Raw genomic sequence first — 17437 nt, 5'->3', positions numbered from 1 at the left:
CAAGGGCGTCTGGCAAAAACGCCTGTTACGTTATCGAGCGGCGGGTTTCTGCCACATCATGACCCGTGCGACACGGTTGTCTTCGGTTTCGAGAATTTCCAGACGATACGGCCCGATCTTCAGGCAAACCGCGCTTTCCGGAATGGTCTCCAGCGCTTCGGTGACCAGACCATTAAGAGTCTTGGGTCCATCGGACGGTAGATGCCACCCCAGGCTCTTGTTCAAATCGCGAATCGACGCAGCCCCATCTACCACCAGACGACCGTCGGCCTGTGGATGAATGTGCGGGTTGTTCAGGGTTTGCTCGTTTTCGAATTCGCCGACGATTTCTTCAAGAATGTCTTCGAGGCTGACGATGCCCAGTACTTCGCCGTATTCATCGACCACGACGCCCATGCGGCGCTGTTGCTTGTGGAAATTCAGCAGTTGCAACTGAAGCGGAGTGCTCTCCGGAACGAAGTACGGCTCATAGCAGGCGGCCACGATCTGTTCTTTGGTCAATTCGCCCTTGGGCAGCAGATGACTGATCTGCCGGGTATTGAGTACGCCCTGCACCTGATTGATGTCGTTGTGGTAGACCGGCAGCCGGGTGTGGCGCGAAATGATCAGGCGCTCGACGATCTGTTCGATGCTGTCGTCGAGATTGACGCCATCCACTTCACTGCGCGGTACCAGAATGTCATTGACGGTGATGCTGTCCAGCGCATGGATGCCTGACAGCACGGGCGAGCGGCCGGGATGGTGCTCATTCACGCCGTCATGATGCGCGTGCGGGCGCTCGCCATCCTCATCGCCTGCGATAGCCTGCTTGTTGCGCGTGCCGAAGGGACGCAGCAGCGTCCTGGCTAAGGAGTTGAACAGCCAGGCCAGCGGCCAGAGGATGATCATCGGAATACGCAGCAAGCTGTTGGCCATGTGCACGATGGCTTGCGGATGACGCGCCGCCAACCTGCGCGGGATGAGTTCGGCGAAGATCAGCGTGATGCTGGTGACAATGATCCAGGCCAGTGTCGGGCCGTTGTAAAACCAGTAGTTCACCGACAGTAAGGTGACGATTACGGTGATCAACACTTTGATAAGCGTGTTGGCGAGGATCAGGCTACCCAGCTCGAATTTAAGCTCTGGCCAGCTGGACGTGGGCAGGCGGTCGCCGTTGCGCAGCACTTTGAGGTGATGGTGGGCAGTTTCAATGGCCGTGAACAGGGCTGCCCAGAGAATCAACAGGACCACGACACCGAGCATCGGCGCGATTGGCAAATTATCCATAATCAGCGAACCGTCAGATGTGCAGAATGAATTCGCGGACCAGCTTGCTGCCGAAATAGGCCAGCATCAGCAGGCAGAAGCCGCCCAGGGTCCAGCGGATAGCCTTGTGTCCACGCCAGCCGAGACGGTTACGACCCCACAGCAGTACGCTGAACACGACCCAGGCCAGGCAGGCCAGCAGGGTTTTGTGCACCAGATGCTGCGCGAACAGGTTCTCGACGAAAAGCCAGCCTGAAATCAGAGACAGCGAAAGCAGCGACCAGCCGGCCCAGAGAAAACCAAACAGCAGGCTTTCCATGGTTTGCAGTGGCGGGAAATTCTTGATCAGCCCGGAAGGGTGCTTGTGTTTGAGTTGATGATCCTGCACCAGCAGCAGCAATGCCTGCACCACGGCAATGGTGAACATCCCGTAAGCGAGGATCGACAGCAGGATGTGACTCAGGATGCCCGGTTCTTCAACGATGGGTTGCACGGTGCCAACTGGCGCGAACTGCGCGAGCAACACGGTAACCATCCCCAGCGGGAATAAAAGCACGAGCAGGTTTTCAACCGGAATACGCACGGTCGCCAGCAGCGTGAGGGCAATCACCGCCACGGCAATCAGGCTGGCGGCGCTGAAAAAGTCCAGGCCAAGTCCGATGGGGCGGATCAACTGGGAGAAAAGTCCGAAGGCATGAGCAACAACGGCCAGCGTACCGAGCAGGCAAAGCAGCCGTTTGTCGGCGCGTTTCGCCTGGCTGAGGCGGATGCCTTGATAGATTGTCGCAGCGGCATAAAGGCAGGCGGCGGCGAGGCTGGGTAGCAGGCTGGGTGGCAAAGGGAACATAAATCCTGATGGACGGGCCTCTAAAGACGCTGAGTTTGGCATACAACCGTCATTTCACGAAAGACCACAGATGCAGACTCCATGGTGTCCGTGCCGCAGAGTCTTCGCTATAATCCGCGACCTGCTCAAGCCGCAGGCTCGCCGAGCGCCATTTTATAACGGGCCGGGCCGCATCAACCGGGGTTCGCCAAGAGCCTGAAAGGATCGCGCATGTTTGAAAATCTGACAGACCGTCTCTCGCAGACGCTGCGCCATGTAACTGGCAAGGCCAAGCTGACCGAGGACAACATCAAAGACACCTTGCGCGAAGTGCGTATGGCTTTGCTTGAGGCCGACGTTGCCTTGCCGGTCGTCAAAGACTTCGTCAACAAGGTCAAGGAGCGCGCTGTCGGCACCGAAGTGTCCCGCAGTCTGACGCCGGGCCAGGCTTTTGTGAAGATCGTTCAGGCCGAGCTGGAAGACATGATGGGGGCGGCCAACGAAGAGCTGACCCTTAATGTCACGCCGCCTGCCGTGATTCTGATGGCAGGTCTGCAGGGTGCGGGTAAGACCACTACTGCAGGCAAGCTGGCCAAATTCCTTAAAGAGCGCAAGAAGAAGACCGTCATGGTTGTGTCTGCCGACGTATATCGTCCTGCAGCCATCAAGCAGCTTGAAACGCTGGCGGCCGACATCGGCGTTACGTTCTTCCCGTCCGACATCAGCCAGAAGCCGGTAGACATTGCTGAAGCGGCAATAAAGGAAGCGAAGCTCAAGTTCATTGACGTCGTCATTCTCGATACCGCGGGTCGCCTGCACATCGACGCGGAAATGATGGGCGAGATCCAGGCGCTGCACGCAGCGGTCAAACCGGCCGAGACGCTATTCGTCGTAGACGCCATGACCGGTCAGGATGCCGCCAACACTGCCAAGGCGTTCGGTGATGCACTGCCGTTGACTGGCGTGATCCTGACCAAAGTCGACGGTGATGCCCGAGGCGGTGCGGCATTGTCCGTGCGTGCTATCACCGGCAAGCCGATCAAGTTCATCGGTATGGGCGAGAAGAGCGATGCGCTCGAGCCGTTCCACCCGGACCGTATTGCGTCGCGAATCCTGGGCATGGGCGACGTGCTCAGCCTGATCGAGCAGGCCGAACAGACCCTCGACAAGGACAAGGCCGACAAACTGGCCAAAAAGCTGAAGAAAGGTAAGGGCTTCGATCTCGAAGACTTCCGCGATCAGCTACAACAGATGAAAAACATGGGCGGCCTTGGCGGGCTCATGGACAAGCTGCCGAGTATCGGCGGCGTCAACCTGTCGCAAATGGGTAATGCCCAGGGCGTGGCAGAGAAGCAGTTCAAGCAGATGGAAGCCATCATCAACTCGATGACCCCTGCAGAGCGTCGCGATCCCGAGCTGATCAGTGGTTCTCGCAAGCGCCGCATCGCGATGGGGTCGGGCACGCAGGTGCAGGACATCGGGCGTCTGATCAAGCAGCACAAGCAGATGCAGAAGATGATGAAGAAGTTTTCCGCCAAAGGCGGAATGGCCAAAATGATGCGCGGCATGGGCGGAATGTTGCCCGGCGGCGGCATGCCAAAAATGTGATGTATCGCGCGCAGGAAGCTCTGCGCGCATTCCACATGGGGGCTCGCCCCTACGTAAATTCCCGCTTTGCGGGTCTACACCGGCCGTCGAAAGCGACGGCTCCCTGGCAAATCTGGATGACACAAGAGCATGTGTCAGAAAAAGACATTTGCAAAAGTCCGGATATTCCTTAGAATATGCGGCCTTTCGGGCACCTATGCCCGCTGTGCATCTTAGATTTGCAGCACCGACTACAGGAACGATGTTCAATGCTAACCATTCGTCTTGCTCTGGGCGGCTCCAAAAAGCGCCCGTTTTACCACCTGACTGTTACCGATAGCCGCAATGCGCGCGACGGTTCGCACAAGGAACAAATTGGCTTCTTCAACCCGGTTGCCCGTGGTCAGGAAGTTCGTTTGTCCGTGAACGAAGAGCGCGTTAACTACTGGCTGAGCGTGGGTGCACAAACATCCGAGCGCGTTGCCCAGTTGCTGAAAGAACACGCCAAGACCAAGGTCGCGGCCTGAGCAATATGAACGCGGCGCCTACGATTGCCGACGACTTGATCGTCATTGGCAAGATTTATTCGGTACATGGCGTTCGCGGCGAAGTGAAGGTCTTTTCCTTTACTGATCCGATTGGAAACCTGTTGGATTACAAAACCTGGACGCTTCGGCGCGAAGGCAGCGTTAAACAGGTAGAGCTGGTCAGCGGACGCTTGCAAAACAAGTTCCTGGTCGCAAAGCTCAAAGGTCTTGATGACCGTGAAGAAGCTCGTCTTCTGGCCGGTTTTGAAATCTGTGTGCCGCGCAACCTGTTCCCTGATCTCACCGATGGCGAGTACTACTGGTACCAGCTGGAGGGTCTCAAGGTTATCGACCATCAAGGGCAATTGCTCGGGAAGATCGATCATCTGCTGGAGACAGGCTCGAACGATGTAATGGTGGTCAAGCCCTGCGCTGGCAGCCTGGATGATCGCGAACGTTTGTTGCCCTATACGGAGCAATGCGTGTTGGCAGTTGATCTGGAAGCTGGCGAGATGAAGGTGGAATGGGATTCGGACTTCTAAGCAATGGCTAGCCTGCGCATAGAAGTGATCAGTCTGTTTCCCGAGATGTTTTCCGCCATCAGCGAATACGGCATTACCAGCCGTGCGGTGAAACAAGGGCTGTTACAGCTGACTTGTTGGAATCCGCGGGACTACACCACGGATCGACATCACACTGTTGACGATCGCCCATTTGGCGGTGGTCCGGGCATGGTGATGAAGATCAAGCCCCTTGAAGATGCTCTGGTTCAGGCCAGGCAAGCGGCAGGGGATGCGGCGAAGGTGATTTACCTGTCGCCACAAGGCCGCCAACTGAATCAGTCTGCGGTACGCGAACTGGCGCAGGGGGAAGCGATTATCCTCATCGCCGGTCGTTATGAAGGCATTGACGAGCGTTTTATTGATGCTCATGTCGATGAAGAGTGGTCGATTGGTGACTATGTACTGTCTGGCGGCGAGCTGCCGGCAATGGTGCTGATCGATGCGGTTACGCGGCTGCTGCCTGGAGCTTTAGGGCATGCGGACTCTGCGGAGGAAGATTCCTTCACTGATGGTCTGCTGGATTGCCCGCATTACACCCGACCGGAGGTGTATGCGGATCAGCGTGTTCCCGACGTGTTGCTAAGTGGCAATCACGCGCACATCCGGCGTTGGCGTTTACAGCAGTCCCTCGGGCGGACCTATGAACGACGCGCCGATCTTCTGGAAAGCCGCTCGCTTTCTGGAGAAGAGAAGAAGCTGCTCGCGGAATACATCCGCGAACGGGACGATAGTTAACGTATCGATGGTAGATCAGACGATTTACCTTAGGAGCACAGCATGACTAACAAAATCATCCTTGCACTCGAAGCAGAGCAGATGACCAAAGAGATCCCTACCTTTGCCCCGGGCGACACTGTTGTCGTTCAGGTGAAAGTGAAGGAAGGCGACCGCGCTCGTCTGCAGGCGTTTGAAGGCGTAGTAATTGCCAAGCGTAACCGTGGCGTGAACAGTGCCTTCACTGTTCGTAAAATCTCCAACGGTGTTGGCGTTGAGCGTACTTTCCAGACCTACAGCCCGCAAATCGACAGCCTGGCTGTGAAACGTCGCGGTGACGTTCGCAAAGCCAAACTGTACTACCTGCGTGACCTGTCCGGTAAAGCAGCTCGCATCAAGGAAAAACTGTCCTGAGTACAGTTTTTCGATGCAAGAAAAAAGCAGCCTAAGGGCTGCTTTTTTGCGTCTGGGGTTTTATTGTCCTCAGTCTGTAACTTATGTAGCACTGCTCAAGCGCGAATACCCATGTCTGCTATCGATGACCCTCTGATCGACCGGTTTCTTGATGCCCTTTGGCTGGAGAAGGGGCTCTCGGACAATACGCGTGATGCCTATCGCAGTGACCTTGCCCTGTTCAACGGCTGGTTGCAGGAGCAAGGCCTGGAATTGATCAATGTTGGACGCTCGGCGATTCTTGATCATCTGGCCTGGCGAGTGGACAAGGCCTACAAGCCTCGCTCCACGGCACGGTTTCTTTCAGGTGCACGTGGCTTCTACCGTTACCTGCTGAGAGAGAAACTGATTCAGGTCGATCCCACGCTGCAGGTGGATATGCCTCAGCTTGGCAGGCCATTGCCCAAGTCACTGTCGGAAGCAGACGTTGACGCGTTACTGGCTGCACCTGACCTGAGTGAAGCTATCGGCCAGCGGGATAAAGCCATGCTCGAAGTGCTTTATGCCTGTGGCTTGCGAGTCACCGAGCTGATCAGTCTGACCCTGGAGCAGGTCAATCTCCGTCAGGGTGTATTGAGGGTGATGGGCAAGGGCAGCAAGGAGCGTCTGGTCCCCATGGGCGAAGAGGCCATTGTCTGGATCGAACGCTACATGCGCGGGGCTCGCGATGAATTGCTGGCGGGGCGTCCCAGTGATGTGTTGTTTCCCAGTCAGCGGGGAGAGCAGATGACCCGCCAGACCTTTTGGCACCGGATCAAACATCAGGCCATGGTTGCAGGTATCAGCAAGTCGCTGTCGCCGCATACATTGCGGCATGCTTTCGCAACCCACTTGCTCAACCATGGCGCTGACTTGCGCGTGGTGCAGATGTTGTTGGGACACAGTGATCTGTCCACGACACAAATATATACCCATGTTGCCCGTGCCCGATTGCAGGACATGCACGCCAAACATCACCCGCGCGGCTGAAAGGTCAGGACGGTATCTTTTGCAGGCCGTCTGTGTCGGTCCGGGTAAGGTTTACGGCCCTTATGTGGTAGTCTTTGCCGGTTTCGCAGATTGAAGCTGACGGGCGCTTTTTTTGCCCAAGCCAGTCTGCCCACCGCCCGAGGAGTTTTCATGCGCGTGACCACGATTATCGCCGCCGCAGCCGTTGCGTTGGCCAGTACGTTCAGTATGTTTGCCCAGGCGGATGCTCCCGCCGATCAAGCCATTCGCAAGACCCTTGAATCGCTAAAGCTCGAGCTGCCGGTTGAAAGCATCGGTGCCAGCCCGTTAAGCGGTCTGTACGAAGTCAAACTCAAGGGCGGCCGCGTGCTGTATGCCAGCGCTGATGGCCAGTTCGTGATGCAGGGCTATCTGTTTCAGATCCAGGATGGCAAGCCGGTCAACCTGACCGAAAAGACCGAACGTCTGGCTATCGCCAAGACCATCAATGGTATTCCGACCGCCGAGATGGTGGTGTACCCGGCCATTGGCGAAACCAAATCGCATATCACTGTGTTCACCGACACCACTTGCCCGTATTGCCACAAGCTGCATGCCGAAGTGCCGCAGTTGAACAAAATGGGCATCGAAGTTCGTTACGTCGCTTTCCCACGCCAGGGGCTGGGCTCGCCGGGCGACGAACAACTGCAGGCTGTCTGGTGTTCCAAGGATCGCAAGGCTGCCATGGATCGCATGGTCGATGGCAAGAACATCGAGGCGCCCAAGTGCGCCAACCCTGTCACCAAACAATTTGAAGTGGGCCAATCGATCGGTGTGAACGGCACACCGGCCATCGTTTTGGCTGACGGCCAGTTGATTCCGGGTTACCAACCCGCTGCACAAGTGGCCAAACTGGCGCTCGGCGCCAAATAAGTCAGCGCGTCCCATGACCGTTGAGTAAATAGAGAGCCGTGTGTGATGCACGGCTGTTTTCCACGGTCGGTTCCAAGCCGGCCGTTTTTACGGGGAGTTCATAGTGAATCCGGTCAAAGTAGGCATCTGTGGGCTAGGTACCGTCGGTGGCGGTACCTTCAACGTACTTAAGCGTAACGCCGAGGAAATTGCCCGCCGCGCGGGTCGTGGAATCGAAGTGGCACAAATTGCCATGCGTACGCCAAACCCCAACTGCCAGATTACCGGTACACCGACCACCAGCGACGTCTTCGCGGTGGCAACCAACCCTGAAATCGATATCGTCATTGAGCTGATCGGCGGCTATACCGTAGCCCGCGATCTGGTTCTCAAGGCCATTGAAAACGGCAAGCATGTAGTCACTGCCAACAAAGCGCTGATTGCCGTGCACGGTAACGAAATTTTCGCCAAGGCGCGTGAGAAGGGCGTGATCGTAGCGTTTGAAGCTGCGGTTGCCGGCGGTATCCCGGTCATCAAGGCAATTCGTGAAGGTCTGTCGGCCAACCGCATCAACTGGGTTGCCGGGATCATCAACGGCACAGGTAACTTCATCCTGACCGAAATGCGCGAGAAAGGCCGTACCTTCCCTGACGTTCTGGCTGAGGCTCAGGCTCTGGGTTATGCCGAAGCCGATCCGACGTTCGATGTCGAAGGTATTGATGCTGCACACAAGCTGACCATTCTGGCGTCCATTGCCTTTGGTATCCCGCTGCAGTTCGACAAGGCCTACACCGAAGGCATCACCAGACTGACCACTGCTGACGTGAATTACGCCGAAGCGCTGGGTTATCGCATCAAGCATCTGGGCGTCGCGCGCAGTACATCTGCCGGTATCGAACTGCGGGTACACCCGACGCTGATTCCTGCTGATCGACTGATCGCCAACGTCAACGGCGTGATGAACGCAGTCATGGTCAATGGCGACGCTGCAGGCTCGACGCTGTTCTACGGCGCGGGTGCTGGCATGGAGCCTACCGCTTCGTCGGTGGTTGCCGATCTGGTCGATGTGGTGCGTGCGATGACGTCCGATCCGGAAAATCGCGTACCGCATCTGGCATTCCAGCCCGACTCGCTGTCTGCTCATCCGATTCTGCCGATCGAAGCCTGCGAAAGCGCGTATTACCTGCGCATCCAGGCCAAGGATCATCCGGGCGTGCTGGCCCAGGTGGCAAGCATTCTGTCGGAGCGCGGGATTAACATTGAGTCGATCATGCAGAAGGAAGTCGAAGAACATGACGGCCTGGTGCCGATGATTCTGTTGACCCATCGTGTGGTGGAACAGCGTATGAATGACGCCATTGAGGCCCTGGAAGCGGTGCAGGACGTGGTTGGCCCGGTAGTCCGGATCCGCGTCGAACATCTCAATTAAATACAGCTGCAAGCTGTCAGCTACAAGCTGCAAGCCAGAAGCCGATCGCTTCGAACTTGCCGCTTGAAGCTTGAAGCTTGAGGCTCAAACCGAAGGTTTGAATCTTATGCGCTATATCAGTACTCGCGGCCAGGCGCCGGCCCTGAATTTCGAAGACGTATTGCTGACTGGTCTGGCCAGCGACGGCGGCTTGTATGTTCCGGAAAACCTGCCTCGCTTTACCCAGGAAGAAATCGCTTCCTGGGCTGGGCTGCCTTATCACGAACTGGCCTTCCGGGTGATGCGCCCGTTCGTGACCGGCAGCATTCCGGATGCGGACTTCAAAAAGATCCTTGAAGAAACCTACGCCGTATTTGCCCACAGCTCGGTTGCGCCATTGCGTCAGTTGAATGGCAATGAGTGGGTGCTGGAACTGTTCCACGGGCCGACGCTGGCCTTCAAGGACTTCGCACTGCAATTGCTGGGTCGTCTGCTGGATTACGTGCTGGCCAAGCGTGGCGAGCGTGTAGTGATCATCGGTGCAACCTCCGGCGACACCGGTTCGGCAGCCATTGAAGGATGCCGCAAGTGCGATAACGTCGATATCTTCATCCTGCACCCGCACAACCGGGTATCGGATGTACAGCGTCGGCAGATGACGACTATCTTCGGCGACAACATTCACAACATCGCTGTGGAAGGCAACTTCGATGATTGCCAGGAAATGGTCAAGAACAGCTTTGCTGATCAGAGTTTCCTCAAGGGCACGCGCCTGGTAGCCGTTAACTCGATCAACTGGGCGCGGATCATGGCTCAGATCGTCTACTACTTTCACGCCTCGCTGCAGTTGGGTGGCCCGGCACGTTCTGTTTCGTTCTCGGTACCTACCGGCAACTTCGGCGATATTTTCGCGGGTTACCTGGCGCGCAATATGGGGCTGCCGATCAATCAGCTGATCGTCGCCACCAACCGCAACGACATTCTGCACCGTTTCATGAGCGGCAATCAGTATGTAAAAGAGACCTTGCACGCGACTTTGTCGCCATCCATGGACATCATGGTCTCGTCGAACTTCGAGCGTCTGCTGTTCGATATGCACGGTCGTAACGGTGCCACGCTCGCAGGCTTGATGGACAGCTTCAAACAAGGCGGTGGTTTCAGCGTCGACGAAGAGCGCTGGACCGAAACCCGCAAGCTGTTTGACTCCCTGGCTGTCAGCGACGCTGAAACCTGCGAGACCATTGCGGATGTTTTTGCAAAGACTGGCGAGGTGCTGGACCCGCATACTGCGATCGGTGTAAAGGCCGCTCGGGCCTGCCGTCGCAGCCTGGATACGCCGATGGTGATCCTCGGGACGGCGCATCCGGTCAAATTCCCGGAAGCAGTGGAGAAAGCGGGTGTAGGAAAAGCGCTCGAGCTACCTGCACATTTGTCTGATTTGTTCGAGCGGGACGAACGCTGCACGGTTTTGCCGAATGACCTGAAAGCCATACAGGCCTTCGTTAGTCAGCACGGAAACCGGGGTAAACCGCTCTAACGGTATATCCATGTAACAACTTAAGGCCCGCCCCCCAGCGGGCCTTCTCATTTCTGCATGCCACACTTCGGGAGTTTTAGACACTTACGGATGAGTTAGTCGCTGTGAAAATTGCAAGCAAAGGGAGCTTCTTCGAAGGCAAGAACCTCGCTCCCATAAAAAGCACACTGGTGGTGCTGTCACTATTACTGGCTGTGTTGTTCGTTCAGCCAAGCCATGCTGAGCGGAATCTTTCGTTCAGCCTTGTTGCGCCGTTCGTGGCTCTGGAGCCTCTGGAGTTATCTGCCTCGGATCGTGAATGGCTCGATGATCAACCTGCGCTACGCGTCGGGGTTGTTACCGTCGATTATGAGCCTGTGGATATCACCAGTGATCGCAACCGGTATCAGGGCATCACTGCCGATTATTTGAGTCTGATCGCCAGCAAGCTCAATGTGAGAATGCAGGTGCGCGGTTTTCCCAGGCCTGAAGGGGCAATCAACGCGCTGCGGGATGGCACCATCGACATTATTGCCACTGCCAATGATTTTGAGCGCGTTTTTGGCGACCTTCGGTTGTCGATGGGCTATATGCCTGATCGTTCGGTAGTCGTCGGACGCGGTAACGGGCGAAGTCTGGAGGAGTCGCTCAAGGGAAACAAGGTTGTGGTTCTTGAGAGCTACATGGATCTCCTGGCGGTGCAGATCGCCTACCCTGAGAGCGAAATCATTATTGCCCCCAGCCTCTTCAGTGCCATGGAGGCTGTGAGCCACGGAGAAGCAGATGTCTTCATTGGCAATGACGTCATCGTCCGCTCCTACATGGCGCTGCGTCCTTATCTTGGATTACAGGTTCTGTTTGACAGTCTTTTGCCTCAGGACAGCTTTTCATTTGCCGTGCGTTCGGACCAGACGCAGTTACTGTCTCTGATCGACACTGCGCTGGCCAGCCTGGGGTCCGCGATTACCCGGGAGATACTGGGACGCTGGACTCTGGGGCTGGGCGCTGACGCCAGCACTCAGCGAATCGCGCTAAGTCGTGCAGAAAGACGCTGGATCAGCAGGCACCCGGTGGTCACAGTTGCTTCTCAGCAGCACCCACCGTACATCTATCGTGATGGGGATGGGAATTGGGTCGGGCTTAATGTCGACATATTGAATCGAATTTCGCGCATCACCGGTCTGCGGTTCAAGCATGAAGAGGCCTTGAGCATTGAGCAGACGTTCAACCTCCTGCGTAGCGGTCAGGCCCAGATGAACACGACGCTTGCAGAGAATGCAGAGCGTCGGGAGATGCTCGATTTCAGCTATTCATTTGGCGGTAATAGCTGGGTATTCGTGTTGCGTGCAGGAGAGGCTTCTCTGCATTCACTGCGAGACCTGGCCGGGCGCACTCTGGCGTTGCCTGCCAGGCATGCTCTGGAAGGCATCATAAGGCGCGAGCATCCACGTATAAATTTAATCCTTACAGCCAACTATGAAGAAGCTCGCCAACTGGTCGCCTCCGGGGATGCTGTGGCGACGATTCAGAACGAGGCCGGGGCTTATCTGGATCCGCGAGGCGTGCTGAAAGTTGGTCGCAGTGTGGAGGGATGGTGGTCCTCTGACCGAATGACTGTCATCAAGTCTCAACCAGAACTGCTTAATATCATCAATAAGGCGCTGGAAGAGTTTCCGGTCAGCGAGATGCGTGCCATCCGCACAAGGTGGATGTCGTCTGCTGTGCAGCAGACCAGTCTGTTGAGCCGGATTCCCGGCTGGGTGTATTGGGGGCTCAGTGTCGCGCTGGCGCTGGGGCTGGTTTCGCTGATCTGGAGTAGCCGTCTCAAGGTTCAGATATTTCAGCGTCTCCAGGCCGAAGCGGCGCTCAACGACCAGTTGGTCTTCAAGCACGCGCTGTTTGACGGAATACCCAACCCGGTCTACGTCAGGGACCTGAAAGGGCGATTGATTTCCTGCAATCGAAGTTATGAAGAGAATCTGGGAATCAGCTTCGAGCAGATGAATGGTCGGCGCTTGATTGACGTGGAGCTGATACCTAGAGAAACCGCGGAGCAATTGCACGGGGATTACATCAAGCTGCTGGAAACGCGTCAGCCCATTTTCGCTGACCGCACCATGCTTCTGGGAGACAAGCAGATTGATGCCTTGCACTGGACGGTGCCTTTCTATCGTGCCGATGGCGAGGTTCAGGGATTGCTGGGGGGCTGGATCGACATCAGCGAGCGCAAGCGACTGGAAACTCAACTGTGTGAAGCCAAGGAGCAAGCGAGCGCAGTCAATGATGCCAAAAAGCTTTTCATGAAGGATGTCGGTCATGAAATGCGCAGAAATCTGGAAGTGATTGTCGGCTTTTTGGAATTGGAACTTAAGGAGGCTCTGCATAAGGGGCAGACGCCGTCCAGCTCTGTGGAAGTGGCCCTTGTTTCAGCCCGTTCGGTTCTCGAAATGATCGACGTTAGCGACGAGGCGGCGTGATGCGCAATCTCTCGATATTGTGCTTAGTACCGGTCGATGGTTTTTTCTCTGTCATGTTCGGCAGGCATGCTCGAACGGTGACATCGTTAAACCATCGAAACTTTCCATCGATGCCGATGGTCATTGATAAGCACCTTTGCATTCAAATTGTTGAGTGGTGATCCGGATGGAAAATATCAGCTTACTGCTAAGTGAAGCGCTGGCACCTTACCAGGCCGACCTTGGGCCTGTTGGACCATTGGGTGAGCGCCTGGTGTCTATCAAGGATGCAGCCGGTGCAGTAGTAATCGAGCGCACATTCACCGCAGCGCATCTGTGTGACAAACGCCAGCTGACGGATGTAGTTGATGGTTTGCGTCGTGATTTGATGGTGGCCGAAGGGCGCATCGAGCCTTGCGTGATTGCGGCAATGCGCAACGCAGCCCTGGGTCGTCCGTTCATCCCGGCGCCGGGCTTTGTTTGAAGTGATCTGGAACCTTACGGTCCATTAGTGCTCTGACTCTTTACGGCAGGTTCAGACACTGTGCTCCGGTGGCTCAACCTGTTCGTACTGGTCCCGAATGGACCACGGTTTACCCCGAGTAGTCTCCCCGCTGCTCGGGGTTTCTTTTTTTCAAGCCTGCGCAATTCCGTTTTACATGCCCGGCTTCTCGAAAAACGTTTTGGCGTCTTCCAGATATTCCTCGCGTTTTGAGGGCGGTAGCCACTGCGCATAGAATCCCACCAGCTTCGTCTCGCGCAGTATCCGCATCTCGCGATTGATGATCTCCATGGCTTGCCGACCCTGCACTGTGTTCGAGCAGCCTATATGCGTGAACTGGTACTTGGGAGCGCCTTTGACCGGCAAGAAGACCAGATCCTGTTCGGGTATTCCTTGCTGGCGTGCTTGATAAAGCGCTTCCGGCCAATAGCTGATCAGACCTTGCAAGCGTCCCAGTCGCTCCATTTGCAATAAACTGCCAACGGCATCGCCGCCGTAATGCATGCTCAATTCGTCGTCCGCAACCTTGCTCAGAATCTGATCAATGACCAGTCCATAGCTGCGCTCGGCAACCACGCCTATCTTCACGGTCTTGCTTTTCAGCACGGCATCCAGATCGACCACGCTGCGATCCACATACGGAGTGAACTGGGCCATGTCCTGCTGGCGCACAATCAAACCGTTGCTGAATGCCGCAAAAGTCGGGATCGAAAATACAATGCTTTTGGCCCGTTCCTGCGTCCAGAGTAAGGTGGGGTCGCACGCAAAAACGCCCTCCTTGAGCATTTGCATCCCGCGTGCACGGTTCACGCGCATCAGCAGATGGTCATATTCAGGCATCCGGGCGATGAGTAATGGCATCAGTCTGTCGACAGCGCCTTTTCCTTCATCAGGGCCGGAAAAAATCGTCGAAGGAGGCAAGTCCCTTAGCAGCCATATCAGCGTGTCCTTTGCATGGCTGAAGCGTGGCAGAGCCATGAGACTCAGCAGGGCGAGGCAGATGACCAGTGTCGGTCTGGCGGGATGCGAGTTGCGATAAGGCATCGCGGATGTCGTCCCCGGGAAATGGCTGGAGTATAGGCGTCAGATGACGCGCAGGAGAATAGACGCTCCAGGTCGAGCGTGCCGCGCAGTATCACTCATAACCCGTCGCCAGGAATATCGGGCTTTGCCTGACCCCCCTTAAGGGTATTTGTCACTGTGCAAACCGCTCCGGATCATCAACCACTGCAGACATCACAGCCAATCGGCTGGAGCGGGTCGTTCAATGGGGCTGCATCGGGTAGACTTGCCGCCTTTCCCCGTATCTAGAAGCCCGTTCATGGCCCAGCCGTCCACGACCTACAAATTCGAACTCAACCTTACCGATCTTGATCGTGGGGTTTACGAAACCGTCAAACAGACCATTGCCCGTCATCCTTCGGAAACCGAGGAGCGCATGACCGTGCGCCTGCTGGCTTATGCCTTCTGGTACAACGAGCAGCTGTCTTTTGGTCGTGGCCTTTCGGATGTGGATGAGCCTGCGCTGTGGGAAAAAAGTCTTGATGACCGCGTCCTGCACTGGATCGAAGTTGGCCAGCCTGACTCTGATCGCCTGACATGGTGTTCGCGCCGTACCGAACGTACCAGTCTGCTGGCCTATGGCAGCCTGCGCGTGTGGGAAGGGAAGGTTATTCCGGCTATCAAGAACCTGAAAAACGTCAACGTCGCCGCTGTTCCGCAAGAAGTGCTCGAGGTGCTGGCCAAGGACATGCCGCGGGTCATCAAGTGGGATGTGATGATCAGCGAAGGGACCATATTCGTCACGGATGATCGTGGTCAGCATGAAGTCCAGCTGCAATGGCTTACCGGCGAGCGCGGCTGAGGTCGTCCAGGTCTCGACGCCTCCTGTAGGAGCGCACGAGCACCGCGAGGCCGCGATAGCGGTTTATCAGGCAGACCGCCATCTCTGCCTCGCGGTGTTCATGAGCTCCTGCAGAAAAGCATTTAAATTCAGTTAGTCAGTTATTTAACGTCTGGTCGGAATCAAAAAAACCGCATGCGCATCGAACCTCGTCTCCTGCCGCAAACCCTGCCTTTTCTCGGCGATCTGCCGCCGTTGCTGACCCGGCTGTATGCCGCGCGGGGTGTGCTGTCAGAAGCCGAACTCGACAAGAGCCTGGCGCGGTTGATTCCTTATCAGCAACTCAAGGGGATCGATGCGGCGGTAGACTTGTTGGTCGCGGCGCTGAACGAGCGGCAGCGGATCCTCATCGTTGGCGATTTTGATGCTGATGGCGCTACAGCAAGCACAGTAGGCGTGTTGGGGCTGAGGCTGCTGGGTGCCGCGCATGTTGATTATCTGGTGCCCAATCGCTTCGAGTACGGTTACGGCCTGACCCCGGAAATTGTCGCAGTTGCGCTGGAGCGCGAGCCTCAACTGCTGATGACTGTCGATAACGGCATCTCCAGCGTTGAAGGTGTCGCCGCGGCGAAAGCGGCAGGCCTGCATGTGCTGGTCACCGATCATCACTTGCCAGGCCACGAACTGCCTGCGGCTGACGCTATCGTCAATCCCAATCAGCCAGGCTGCACGTTCCCAAGCAAGGCCCTGGCTGGCGTCGGGGTTATTTTCTATGTGTTGATGGCGTTGCGTGCGCGGCTGCGAGACAGTGGCTGGTTCGAGGCTAATCAGCGCGCACAACCCAACCTGGGCGAATTGCTGGATCTGGTCGCTTTGGGCAGCGTCGCCGACGTGGTGCCGCTGGATACCAATAATCGCATTCTGGTGCATCAGGGCTTGCTGCGTATACGCGCAGGCCGTGCGCGTCCAGGCCTGAAAGCGATTCTCGAAGTTGCACGTCGCGACCACAAACGCATTACCTCTACTGACCTGGGGTTCATTCTCGGGCCGCGACTGAACGCGGCGGGGCGTCTGGACGACATGAGTCTGGGTATCGAATGCCTGCTCTGCGAAGACGAAACCCTGGCCCGTGAAATGGCCGTGCAACTGGATGAGCTGAATCAGGACCGCAAATCCATTGAGCAAGGCATGCAGCGTGAGGCGCTGGCCCAGCTCAAGGACTTGCCGCTGGAGTCGATGCCGTTCGGCCTTTGCCTGTTCGAACCAGACTGGCACCAAGGGGTGATTGGCATCCTCGCGTCGCGCATGAAAGAGCGTTACCACCGTCCGACCATCGCATTCGCCAGTGCTGGTGAGGGCATGCTAAAGGGGTCCGCTCGCTCAGTACCCGGTTTCCACATTCGTGACGCACTGGACGCTGTGGCTGCCCACCATCCCGAACTGATCAGCAAGTTTGGCGGCCACGCAATGGCGGCGGGATTGTCATTGCCGGAGGAGAACTTCCCGGCGTTCGCCGAAGCTTTCGATGTAGAAGTGCGGCGCCAATTGAATGAAGAGGACCTGACCGGCCGTCTGCTGTCTGACGGCGCGTTGGCGGTCGAAGAATTTCACCTGGAGCTGGCCCGCGCACTGCGCAATGCAGGTCCGTGGGGTCAGCACTTCCCCGAGCCGCTGTTTCACGGTCTCTTCCAGCTGGTAGAGCAGCGGGTGGTAGGTGAGCGTCATCTGAAGATGGTGCTAAAAAGTGAGTGCGGCAGCGTGAAACTTGATGCCATCGCATTTGGTGTGGATCGTGATGTCTGGCCGAACCCGAACATCCGTTGGGTCGAACTGGCCTATAAACTGGATCTCAACGAGTTTCGCGGCAATGAAACCGTCCAGCTCATGGTCGCGCACATCGCGCCGCGCTAGGGCAAACAGCAGGAACCCTCAAAGGTATTGGGTTGTCGACTAGGCTT

The 17437-nt window shown here is 56.6% G+C and carries 16 protein-coding genes and 1 pseudogene; 13 read left to right on the top strand and 4 right to left on the bottom strand.

Features of this window, described 5'->3' with window-relative positions:
- Positions 1–30: 30 nt before the first annotated feature.
- On the bottom strand, positions 31–1266 hold the full coding sequence (locus tag RX972_RS09810) for an HlyC/CorC family transporter (RefSeq protein ID WP_316874638.1): 1236 nt from the start codon (positions 1264–1266) through the stop codon (positions 31–33).
- Between the two features lie 13 nt (positions 1267–1279).
- On the bottom strand, positions 1280–2092 hold the full coding sequence (locus RX972_RS09805; protein WP_099267648.1) for an inner membrane protein YpjD: 813 nt from the start codon (positions 2090–2092) through the stop codon (positions 1280–1282).
- A gap of 210 nt (positions 2093–2302) precedes the next feature.
- On the opposite strand from RX972_RS09805, the gene ffh reads away from it, so the two are divergent.
- The 10 genes and pseudogenes from ffh to RX972_RS09755 all read left to right on the top strand — a co-directional run.
- A complete protein-coding gene (gene ffh / locus RX972_RS09800) occupies positions 2303–3679 on the top strand; it encodes a signal recognition particle protein (protein WP_099267649.1) in 1377 nt (458 codons plus the stop codon).
- Positions 3680–3927: 248 nt separating this feature from the next.
- Positions 3928–4185: a 30S ribosomal protein S16 gene (rpsP, locus tag RX972_RS09795; protein ID WP_027902602.1), complete on the top strand. Its 258-nt coding sequence runs from the start codon at positions 3928–3930 to the stop codon at positions 4183–4185.
- Between the two features lie 5 nt (positions 4186–4190).
- A complete protein-coding gene (gene rimM, locus RX972_RS09790) occupies positions 4191–4727 on the top strand; it encodes a ribosome maturation factor RimM (protein WP_027902603.1) in 537 nt (178 codons plus the stop codon).
- 3 nt (positions 4728–4730) lie between these two features.
- Entirely contained in the window at positions 4731–5483 is a 753-nt protein-coding gene (gene trmD, locus RX972_RS09785) for a tRNA (guanosine(37)-N1)-methyltransferase TrmD (RefSeq protein WP_027902604.1), read from the top strand.
- A gap of 42 nt (positions 5484–5525) precedes the next feature.
- Entirely contained in the window at positions 5526–5876 is a 351-nt protein-coding gene (gene rplS / locus RX972_RS09780) for a 50S ribosomal protein L19 (protein WP_027902605.1), read from the top strand.
- 111 nt (positions 5877–5987) lie between these two features.
- On the top strand, positions 5988–6884 hold the full coding sequence (gene xerD / locus RX972_RS09775; protein ID WP_027902606.1) for a site-specific tyrosine recombinase XerD: 897 nt from the start codon (positions 5988–5990) through the stop codon (positions 6882–6884).
- A 150-nt stretch (positions 6885–7034) separates the two neighbouring features.
- Positions 7035–7775, top strand: a complete 741-nt coding sequence (locus tag RX972_RS09770; protein WP_027902607.1) for a DsbC family protein — start codon at positions 7035–7037, stop codon at positions 7773–7775.
- Between the two features lie 103 nt (positions 7776–7878).
- Positions 7879–9183, top strand: coding sequence for a homoserine dehydrogenase (locus RX972_RS09765; protein ID WP_316874633.1), 1305 nt, complete (start codon positions 7879–7881; stop codon positions 9181–9183).
- A 106-nt stretch (positions 9184–9289) separates the two neighbouring features.
- The gene (gene thrC / locus RX972_RS09760) at positions 9290–10699 is read left to right on the top strand and encodes a threonine synthase (RefSeq protein WP_027902609.1); all 1410 of its coding nucleotides are present in this window, start codon (positions 9290–9292) and stop codon (positions 10697–10699) included.
- A gap of 173 nt (positions 10700–10872) precedes the next feature.
- Positions 10873–13152: pseudogene (locus tag RX972_RS09755) on the top strand (transporter substrate-binding domain-containing protein); the annotation flags it as partial.
- Here the strand turns inward: RX972_RS09755 and RX972_RS09750 are convergent.
- Positions 13136–13279, bottom strand: coding sequence for a hypothetical protein (locus tag RX972_RS09750; protein WP_231676168.1), 144 nt, complete (start codon positions 13277–13279; stop codon positions 13136–13138). The pseudogene RX972_RS09755 and the gene RX972_RS09750 overlap by 17 nt on opposite strands.
- A gap of 42 nt (positions 13280–13321) precedes the next feature.
- Between RX972_RS09750 and RX972_RS09745 the strand changes: the two genes are divergently transcribed.
- Positions 13322–13618 (top strand): DUF3509 domain-containing protein, encoded by a 297-nt coding sequence (locus RX972_RS09745; RefSeq protein ID WP_027902610.1) that lies wholly within the window; start codon positions 13322–13324, stop codon positions 13616–13618.
- Positions 13619–13789: 171 nt separating this feature from the next.
- On the opposite strand, the gene RX972_RS09740 is transcribed toward RX972_RS09745, so the two are convergent.
- The gene (locus RX972_RS09740; RefSeq protein ID WP_231676166.1) at positions 13790–14680 is read right to left on the bottom strand and encodes a TIGR02285 family protein; all 891 of its coding nucleotides are present in this window, start codon (positions 14678–14680) and stop codon (positions 13790–13792) included.
- Between the two features lie 277 nt (positions 14681–14957).
- Between RX972_RS09740 and RX972_RS09735 the strand changes: the two genes are divergently transcribed.
- Positions 14958–15500 (top strand): YaeQ family protein, encoded by a 543-nt coding sequence (locus RX972_RS09735; protein ID WP_027902612.1) that lies wholly within the window; start codon positions 14958–14960, stop codon positions 15498–15500.
- Positions 15501–15674: 174 nt separating this feature from the next.
- Entirely contained in the window at positions 15675–17390 is a 1716-nt protein-coding gene (gene recJ / locus RX972_RS09730) for a single-stranded-DNA-specific exonuclease RecJ (RefSeq protein WP_316874627.1), read from the top strand.
- The last annotated feature ends 47 nt before the right edge of the window (positions 17391–17437 follow it).

The sequence above is a fragment of the Pseudomonas syringae group sp. J309-1 genome, from assembly GCF_032582135.1.
GTDB classification, from domain to species: domain Bacteria; phylum Pseudomonadota; class Gammaproteobacteria; order Pseudomonadales; family Pseudomonadaceae; genus Aquipseudomonas; species Aquipseudomonas quasicaspiana.
This window is presented reverse-complemented; position numbering and strand designations above follow the sequence as displayed.